The 9,642-nt window shown below is 46.5% G+C and carries 5 protein-coding genes; 4 read left to right on the top strand and 1 reads right to left on the bottom strand.

Annotation, left to right across the window (positions count from 1 at the left end; translation table 11 throughout):
* Positions 1 to 2,433, bottom strand: a 2,433-nt coding sequence (locus A6D97_RS04935; RefSeq protein ID WP_240492691.1) for a VCBS domain-containing protein, incomplete at its 3' end; no start/stop codon positions are given.
* Between the two features lie 233 nt (positions 2,434 to 2,666).
* Here A6D97_RS04935 and A6D97_RS04930 point away from each other — a divergent pair.
* The 4 genes from A6D97_RS04930 (at position 2,667) to A6D97_RS04915 (ending at position 9,567) form a co-directional block, all read left to right on the top strand.
* On the top strand, positions 2,667 to 3,131 hold the full coding sequence (locus tag A6D97_RS04930; protein WP_017059270.1) for a hypothetical protein: 465 nt from the start codon (positions 2,667 to 2,669) through the stop codon (positions 3,129 to 3,131).
* 99 nt (positions 3,132 to 3,230) lie between these two features.
* Positions 3,231 to 4,673: a TolC family protein gene (locus tag A6D97_RS04925; protein WP_065583937.1), complete on the top strand. Its 1,443-nt coding sequence runs from the start codon at positions 3,231 to 3,233 to the stop codon at positions 4,671 to 4,673.
* 11 nt (positions 4,674 to 4,684) lie between these two features.
* Positions 4,685 to 6,427: an efflux RND transporter periplasmic adaptor subunit gene (locus tag A6D97_RS04920; RefSeq protein ID WP_065583936.1), complete on the top strand. Its 1,743-nt coding sequence runs from the start codon at positions 4,685 to 4,687 to the stop codon at positions 6,425 to 6,427.
* Positions 6,424 to 9,567, top strand: coding sequence for an efflux RND transporter permease subunit (locus tag A6D97_RS04915; protein WP_065583935.1), 3,144 nt, complete (start codon positions 6,424 to 6,426; stop codon positions 9,565 to 9,567). Before A6D97_RS04920 ends, A6D97_RS04915 begins: the two co-directional genes overlap by 4 nt.
* The last annotated feature ends 75 nt before the right edge of the window (positions 9,568 to 9,642 follow it).

Here is a 9,642-nt window from a genome sequence, read left to right as displayed (position 1 = left end):
GGTGCCTGAAATAGAATCCGGCGTAAATGCATTATCTGGATTATCAACATCGGTACTGGTGAGGGTTCCAGAAGTTGTTATGGCGCTGTCCGTTTCATCCACACTGACTGTTACGGTACTGACTGTCGCTGCGTCATTAGTGCCGTTAATCGTAACTTTAATGGTCGAAGGGGTGCCATCAACAGACGACACCGTGAAGATTTCTTCGACCTTATCGCCGACGTTTAATTGGTTAAACGAACTGTTGGCGGTGAACACCCAATGACCATTGGCATCAATAATAAGGTCGCCATTGGTGCCTGAAATAGAATCCGGCGTAAATGCATTATCTGGATTATCAACATCGGTGCTGGTTAGGGTTCCTGAGGTAGTTACCGCTTTGTCGGTTTCATCGATGGCAACGGTCGCACTGCTGACAGTAGCTTTATCATTAGTGCCATTAATCGTCACCTTGATGGTCGACGGTGTGCCATCAACAGATGACACAGTGAAGGTTTCTTCGACTTTGTCGCCAACGTTTAATTGATTAAACGCGCTGTTAGCTGTGAAGCTCCAATGACCATTGGCGTCAATAGTCAGGTCACCGTTAGTGCCTGAAATGGAATTCGGTGTGAACGTATTATCGGCGTTATCCACGTCAGTACTGGTTAGCGTACCTGAAGCCGTTACCGCTCTGTCGGTTTCATCTATACTGACCGTTGCTGTACTGACCGTCGCTTTATCGTTGGTGCCATTGATATAAACATTAAGTTCAAATACCGATCCATCTTTTGTATGTATTTTAAAGCGCTCGGTTAGCGTGTCGCCATTATTCAGTTGTTCTATATTCGGATTGTTATTGTTAGCAATGTAAGACCAAGTGCCTTGACTCGTAAGTTTTAATTCGCCATAAGCCCCATGTAGATTCTCAGGCAAAAATGTTGATTCGTTGAAGTCTTTATCATCAACATGTAATTGACCGCCGGTATGTAAATGGCCATTTTGCACATTTACATCCTCATATATGGTTTTCCCCAGTCCCGAAGGAGGTGCACTAATATTTGCCTTTGAGGGGAGGTGTGGAGATTGACTGCTTACTACTGGATTATCATTAGTGCCTCTCACGTTGATAGTTACGTTGTGAGGTGTACCGTCGGCAGAGTGAACAGTGACGATGTCTGTCGCAGTTGAACCTTGGCCAAGTCTTTGAACTACTGGGTTATTGTTGTCTAAATTGTATGTCCACGCACCGTCTTTGGTGATGCTTAGCGTACCGAAATTACTAGTCACTTGTGAGGCTTGAAAGTGGTCCTCTCCAAGATCAGAGTCCGTTACCGAAAGCTGCCCTTGAACTTGTGTCGTTAAATCTTCAGTTAACGTGCCAGCATCCACACCCGTAATTACGGCATTGTCGTCGTTTCCGCCAATCGTCATATCGATCGTTTGCGGTGTGCCATCTTTGGTGTGAATTGTGAAACTTTCATGCAGTGAAGTGGCTGCGGTTAAAGCTTGAACATTAGAGAGCGAGTTATCAACTTGATACTGCCAATGTCCATCAGCATCGATAGTTAATGAACCATATTTACCTGAGATAACTTCCGGCGTAACCGAACTTTCATTTTGGTCAGGGTCTATGACATCGATTTTGCCGTTCGCATGTAACAAGCCTTGTGAATCAATATTGTGATCTTCTGTTACCACACCTGTTAAGTCTCCAGAAATATTTGGCGTGTCTTGCTTACCTGTTACCGGTATCTGAACAATGATGCTCGAGCCGTTAGATAGATGTAACGCAAAATGATCAGTACCTGGTTGGTGCTGGTTTAACAGGATGTATTGAGGAGAATTTGGATTCAATACGAATGTGTATTGACCATTTGCATCAACATGAAGCTCTCCGTAGGTACCTTTTATGACTTCTGGCATAAAAGTGACAGGTAAAGCGGGCGTCGTAGACGCATTCGAATGAGTCGGCTGACCGTTACTCCCTGAGGAGATAGTCGGCATCGATACCGAAGGAATGTAATGGACTTGCGGGTGAGAAAGCGTCGACAAATGATGAGAAGGAACCAAGTGAGAGCTCGAACCATGGGCGGCATGACTTGCACTTAAGGTGGAGTTTACGTCGCTGTCACTCGTCTGAGCTTTTTGGAGAGCAACCGCTGATGAGTCCGCCTTGCTATGGTCATCGGTGACATCTTTTTCGGTCACGTTATTTGCGGTTACTTGATCTGCAGCGTCGCTGGAATTGTCTATACTTTCTGCAGCAGCGTGTTTAGCCAATGATGGCAAAATCATAATGAGTGACTGAAAAAGTGGGATATTCACTTTTAGATGTGAATGCAGTCTGCGCTTCTTTTTTTGTGTTGGTTTCTTTTGTTCTAGCTTGTTACTTTTCTTATTTTTGATTTCTGTATTTTTCTTGTTTGCTTCGACGTTTTTTTTGTTAGCCATTTTTATCATCCGTGAATCGTGGTTGCACTATCTTAAGTAAAATACACAGATAGAGGTTTCGCTAGCTAATTGGATAATTTTTAAAGAAAAAACTGCAAAGTCGAAGAATTATCTCATTTTGATGAAAGAGAGGATGAATACTTTTTCAACGGTCAGGTAAATATCGGCACAATGGCATTGACCTTACCCTAAGGGGAACGTTTATAGTTGCGTTGTAAATTCAAAGGTAAACTATGACAAACACATTCCGAAAAACTTGGATTATTGTTTTCAGCATCATTGCGATGTTGATGTCTAGCTATGCCTCAAGCTCCTCAGCCTTGATGACTGAAGTAATGATGATGGAAATGGGGTCGAGCAAGTCGGCTTGTTACCACAGCGATACTTCGGTTAATGATTCAATGGCAGGGTGTCATGTGATGAGTGAAGAAGTACACGCTGAAGACTCTAACATGAGTGCCCATGCTTTGATGGCTCAATTCGATATGTCTTCAATGAGCGAAGACGGCAGTCCGATGATGGGTAACCATTGTTCGAGTGCCGATTGCTGTGCCTCAATGTGTTCTGCAAGTCCCTATCCAATCCAGGCTGTTCAAGCCGTTGATCAACTTTCCTTTTCATTAGCTCGTTTTCAATCGGTCACGATTGGCCAGAAAGTCGCACGCGCTCAATCTTTGCTACGCCCACCTTCCGCATAAATCTATATCTAAAAATACAGCTATATCAGTTAGATAAACCTGATAAGCCATTCTTTTTTATGCGCTAATTAGCGCTAGATATGGACATTCATTGTGAATATGAAACCAACAACCTCTGTGTTTGTCATGAACACGAGCTTAGTGGTTGCTGCTGCCTTGCCTATGGCCTTGTTTTCAAGTGCTACGCTCGCGGCTACCACGGCGTCAGCTTCAAATGCTCAACACATTTCAGCACATGACCAAGCAAGCTCGACGCAGCAACTCAATACACTGATTGAGATAGCGTTAAGCGAAGATGGAAATCGCAAACAGTACTTTGCTCAGTCTCAAGCGATGCGAGAAACGGGCATTGCCAGCTCGACCTTAATGGACCCGAAATTGAAAGTTGGATTTGGCGGTTTGCCTGTCGATAGCTTTCAATTCGATGAAGACCCGATGACCAATATATCGGTAGGGCTGATGCAGCAGTTTGAGCGTGGCGATACGCTTAACCTCCAACAGAAAAAGGCAGGCCAGCAGGCTGATGCTTTAGCTTTGCAGGTGCAAGCAAGAGAATTGACGGTTGCGAATAGCATGACGCAGCTTTGGCTTAAGTTAGGTTATCAGCAAAAGGCTGAGTCGGTGATTCGTCAAAATCGTCGTTTGTTGGTTGAGCTTGAAAACTATGTACAAACCAATTACTCGATTGGTAAAAGTGAAGCGCAAGATCTGCTTAACGCTCAGCTTCAAGTGAGTAAGCTTGATGAGAAACTTCAGGCAAACCAGCAGGTTCAGCGTCGTCTAATCTCTCAGCTTTCTGAATGGTTGGGTTCTGATTGGCTAGGCTCTCAGGTTCTTGATTCTCAGGGCACACTGAATGCAACTAACCAAATCGATTGGTCGTTGTTGGAAAGCAAATTAGCGACCAATATCGATTCAACCAAGCACTACCAGCTACTGACTGACCATCCTTTGGTTAAGATCTCCGATGTCAGTATTTCCTCCAATCAAACTCAGGTCGAGTTAGCCGAGCAAGCTTATACCCCGCAGTTTGGGGTGGAAGTGATGTATGCACACCGTCAAGCCAATAACATGGCGGGTGAACCTGCTTCTGACCTGGTGAGTGCTTATCTGACAGTCGACATCCCGCTGTTTACAGGGAGCCGACAAGATAAGAACTTATCGGCTGCTCAGTATCAAGTTGGTGCGGCCAAATCTCAAAAAGACACCTTACTTTCCCAAATGAACGCGCAAGTGAACGCATTGCTGGTGGACAGATCAAATCTGATCCAGCGATTAGATCGCTATCAAACGTCCTTGCTTCCTCAAACCGCAGCACGAATCAGCGCGGTTGAAAGGGGCTATCAAAACAATACCGCTCAGTTTAACGATGTCATTTTAGCAACGACCGATGAGCTGGCGCTTAAGTTAGAGCAACAACGTTTGATCACCGATCTCAACATCGTTAACAGCAAACTGGCGGCGTTAGTCAGTGGCTTTGAATACCAAGTAAACCAACCACAACTCAGCTCAAGCGCAACTAAACACACAGCCAATCAATAAGGGAATAGACAATGAGTACAGTAAAAGTAGCAACAATCGCTTTATTGGTCGGTGGTGCATTGGGTTTTGGTGTGAACCATTTTCTAATTAATCCAACACATAACATGTCAGCAATGGCAACGAGTACAGGCGCAGATGTAAGTAAACAGGCCAGCGATGAGCCTTTGTATTGGGTAGCTCCGATGGACCCAAATTATCAGCGTGATAAGCCGGGCCAGTCGCCAATGGGGATGGATCTTATCCCTGTGTATGCAGACGATGTGAACGGCGGAGCTAAAGATAAGCCCGGAACCGTGTTTATTGATTCTTCCGTGGAAAATAACCTTGGCGTGAAAACCGCACAAGTCACACGAGAAGCGCTATCACCGCGCATTGAAACCGTGGGTTATGTGGCGTTCGATGAAAGTACATTGTGGCAAACCAACGTAAGAGCAGCTGGTTGGGTTGAGAAGCTCTACATCAACGCAGTGGGTGAGAAGGTAAACAAAGGTGATGTACTTTTCACACTCTATTCTCCAGAGCTTGTTAAAGCACAAGAAGAGTTGATCAGTGCTTATAAAACGGGTCGTAAAGGTTTGATCAAGGGCTCGACTGAACGCTTGGTCACCCTAGGTGTAGATAAAGCGCAGATACGATCCATCGCTCGTAAAGGGAAAGCCTCGCAAACCATCGAAATCAAAGCGCCTGCGGATGGTGTCATCGCTAGCCTGAATATTCGAGAAGGTGGTTATCTTTCACCTGCACAAGCGGTGATCAGTGCTGGCCCATTAGGCGAGGTATGGGTTGATGCTGAGGTGTTTGAGCGCCAAGCACACTGGATCTCATCAGGCAGCAATGCCGAAATGACACTGGATGCGATTCCCGGTAAGGAGTGGCAGGGCAACGTCGATTATGTCTACCCAATTCTGGACCCGAAAACTCGAACCTTGCGCGTTCGTTTGAAGTTCTCCAATCCCCATGGCGAGCTTAAGCCAAATATGTTTGCAAATATTGCGCTGAAACCCATTAGTGATGAAGCGGTTCTTACTATCCCAAGATCTTCGGTGATTCACTCCGGTGGTATGACTCGAGTGGTGATGTCAGAAGGTTCTGGCAAGTATCGCTCTGCTCGTATTGAGGTTGGTCGTGAAGCTGGCGAAAAAATAGAGGTGCTTCAAGGGCTAGAGCAAGGTGAGAGTATTGTCACTTCTGCACACTTCATGTTGGATTCTGAATCGAGCCAATCAGCTGATCTGTCACGCATCAATGGTGTTGAGGAAGAAGCGGAAACCGTATGGGCAAACGGTGAAATTTCCGATGTTATGCAAGGCAGCCGTATGGTGACGATTAACCATCAGCCTGTTCCAGAATGGGATTGGCCGGGCATGGTGATGAATTTCACCTTTGTGGAAGGCTTGGACATGAGTGACGTGCAACGTGGTAAGGCAATTGACTTTGAGATGAGAAAGACAGAGTCAGGGCAGTACGAGGTTGTGGATTACAAGGTGAACAAACACAAGATCGCTGGCGAAGTTTGGGTAACGGGTGACATCACTATGTTGATGGCAGATTTTGGCATGATCACCGTAAAACATCAGCCAGTCCCTGAGTGGAATTGGAAAGCGGGTGAAATGAATTTCCAAGCCAGTGATGACCTTGATTTATCTGAGTTTTCCGAGGGTCAAACCATTCGGTTTCTAGTGGCGAAGCAAGGTTCTGATTATGTGCTCAAATCTCTCGAACCGACGAATAGCACGGGTGAGGGCGAACTATGATCAATGCAATCATTCGCTGGTCTATTAGCAACCGCTTCTTAGTGTTGGTTGCTACTGTAGCCATCGTATTTGGCGGCTTATACAGCGTTAAAAATACACCTGTCGATGCCATTCCTGATTTGTCAGATGTTCAGGTGATCATCAAAACCAGTTATCCGGGGCAAGCCCCACAAGTGGTCGAGGATCAGGTGACCTATCCATTGACCACCGCCATGTTAGCTGTACCGGGTGCTGAAACAGTTCGTGGCTACTCGTTCTTTGGTGATTCCTATGTCTATATCATCTTCAATGACGATACCGATATGTACTGGGCACGTTCACGAGTGTTGGAGTACTTAAGCCAAGTTGCACCTAACTTGCCATCGAGTGCCAAGCCAACACTAGGACCCGATGCAACCGGTGTGGGCTGGGTTTACAGCTACGTGTTGCAAGATAAAACAGGTCAGCACGACTTAGCGGAACTTCGTAGTTTGCAAGATTGGTTCTTGAAGTATGAATTGCAAACTGTAGAAGGCGTGTCTGAAGTGGCGACCGTTGGTGGCATGGTGAAGCAGTACCAAGTACAGATTGATCCTGCCAAGTTACGTGCTTACGACCTAACGCTTCAGCAAGTCAACAAGGCAATCCAAGATGGTAATCAAGAAACAGGAGCGTCTGTTGTTGAGATTGCGGAAGCCGAACATATGGTTCGTACCACCGGTTACCTGACAAGCATTGAAGACATTCAATCTTTGCCGCTAAAAGTGACTGACAAAGGTACTCCTTTGTTATTGGGCGACATTGCCGATATTAACCTTGGCCCACAAATGCGTCGTGGTATCTCGGAACTCAATGGTGAGGGCGAGGCGGTTGGCGGCGTTATCGTGATGCGCTTTGGTGAAAATGCCAGTGAAGTGATCGACTCGGTTAAATCCAAACTCGCTGAACTGCAAGCTGGCTTACCTGATGGTGTCGAGATTGTCGCGACTTATGACCGTTCGACTTTGATTGATTCAGCCGTTGAAAACCTTTGGAAGAAGCTGGCTGAAGAGTTCATCGTGGTCGCCGTGGTGTGTGCGCTGTTCTTGTTCCATATCCGCTCATCACTGGTTATCGCACTAAGCCTGCCTGTTGGTATCTTGGGTGCATTCATTGTGATGCATTGGCAGGGTATTAACGCCAATATCATGTCTCTTGGCGGTATAGCGATTGCGATTGGCGCCATGGTGGATGGTGCCATAGTGATGATTGAGAACGTTCATAAACACATTGAACGGACTCCGCTCACTGACAAAAACCGTTGGCAAGTGATTGGTAAGGCAGCAGAAGAAGTTGGCGCGCCGCTGTTCTTCTCTCTGATTATCATTACCTTGAGTTTTGTGCCTGTGTTCGCGCTAGAAGGGCAAGAGGGCAAGATGTTCTCGCCACTTGCGTTTACTAAGACGTATGCAATGGCCGCTGCAGCCGGTTTGGCTATCACGCTTGTGCCTGTGCTAATGGGTTACTTCATTCGTGGCAACGTGCTACCTGAACACAAAAACCCAGTAAACCGCAGCCTAGTGGCGATGTATAAACCGCTTCTGAACCTCAGCCTCAAGTATCCCAAGGTGATGATTGTTATCGCACTTGGCTTAATGGCGTCTGCTTATTACCCAACCAGTAAGCTTGGTAGTGAGTTCATTCCTCCTTTGGATGAAGGGGATTTGATGTACATGCCAACCACGTATCCGGGCATCTCAATTGGTAAAGCGCGTGAGTTGTTGCAACAAACCAACAAACTCATCAAAACCATTCCAGAAGTCGAAACCACGTGGGGCAAAATTGGCCGAGCAGAGACAGCAACCGATCCTGCACCGTTAACCATGATTGAAACGGTTATTCAGCTTAAACCGCGAGAACAGTGGCGTGACGGTGTCACTACGGAGTCTCTGCGTAAAGAGTTTGATGATCTGATTCAATTCCCCGGTTTGACCAACGCTTGGGTCATGCCAATCAAAACGCGTATCGACATGTTGGCGACCGGTATTAAAACGCCAATTGGTATCAAAATCGCAGGCCCAGATCTGAGCGTGATTGAGGATATTGGCTCTCAACTTGAACCCATCCTCAATAGCGTGAGTGGTACGGCTTCTGTCTACGCTGAGCGTGTGGCTGGTGGTCGCTATGTCACGATAGACATCAAGCGCCGCTCTGCTGCTCGTTACGGATTAAGCGTCAAAGAGGTTCAGCAGGTTATTTCGACCGCAGTTGGCGGTATGAACGTGGGCGAAACCGTTGAGGGGCTAGAGCGTTACCCAATCAATGTCCGTTACCCACAAAGCTATCGTGATTCTGTCGTTAAGCTGCAGAACCTGCCGTTAGTGACACCAAATGGAGCGCGAATTGCTTTGTCTGATGTCGCGGATATTCGCTATGAAGATGGGGCACCAATGATTAAGACGGAGAACGCGCGTCCTAATGGTTGGGTGTTCGTGGATATCGAAGGGCGTGACCTTGGTTCTTATGTGGCAGAGGCACAAAAAGTCGTTACCGATCAAATTGTTTTTCCTGCGGGTTACTCACTGGCTTGGTCTGGTCAATACGAGTACATGGAACGCGCCAAAGATCGCTTAAGTGTGGTCGTGCCTATCACCATTGCCATTATTATGTTGCTGCTGTATTTGAGCTTCCGCCGTGTCGGTGAAGTGATGATGATCACGCTGACATTGCCACTCGCAATGGTGGGTGGTTTATGGCTGATGCATGTCCTCAATTACAACTTCTCGATTGCGGTGGGTGTGGGCTTTATCGCCCTTGCCGGGGTAGCTATTGAGATAGGCGTCATTATGTTGGTCTACCTAAACCAAGCATGGCACTACAAAAAATTGGATGCGGAGCAGAACCAGCAAGCACTTCAGAGTGAAGACTTAACGGATGCGATTCGTGAGGGTGCAGGACTGCGTGTTCGCCCAGTGATGATGACAGTACTTACGGTGATCATTGGCCTCATTCCAATTATGTATGGCGAGGGAACGGGCTCAGAAGTGATGCAACGAATCGCCGCGCCAATGATAGGTGGTATGGCTTCTGCACTACTGCTTACCTTACTGGTGTTGCCTGCAATCTTTAAGCTCTGGAAACAGCGTGAGATTACGCAAAGCCAAAGCGTGACAAAAAAATAACGTATTGACTATTAGCCCTTACTTACCAAAAACAGAGAGGTAAGGGCGCATTACATGAATATGTGAAACTAACAT

This window comes from Vibrio sp. ZF57, from assembly GCF_001691235.1.
Taxonomy (GTDB): Bacteria; Pseudomonadota; Gammaproteobacteria; order Enterobacterales; family Vibrionaceae; genus Vibrio; species Vibrio crassostreae_C.
Note: the sequence above shows the minus strand (reverse complement) of the source record. Positions and strands in the feature narration are given on the sequence as shown.

Bases quoted from the DNA above. Each gene is read 5' to 3' on its own strand.
- A6D97_RS04930 (WP_017059270.1), top strand. From the start codon at position 2,667: ATGACAAACACATTCCGAAAAACTTGGATTATTGTTTTCAGCATCATT.
- A6D97_RS04915 (WP_065583935.1), top strand. From the start codon at position 6,424: ATGATCAATGCAATCATTCGCTGGTCTATTAGCAACCGCTTCTTAGTG.
- A6D97_RS04925 (WP_065583937.1), top strand. From the start codon at position 3,231: ATGAAACCAACAACCTCTGTGTTTGTCATGAACACGAGCTTAGTGGTT.
- A6D97_RS04920 (WP_065583936.1), top strand. From the start codon at position 4,685: ATGAGTACAGTAAAAGTAGCAACAATCGCTTTATTGGTCGGTGGTGCA.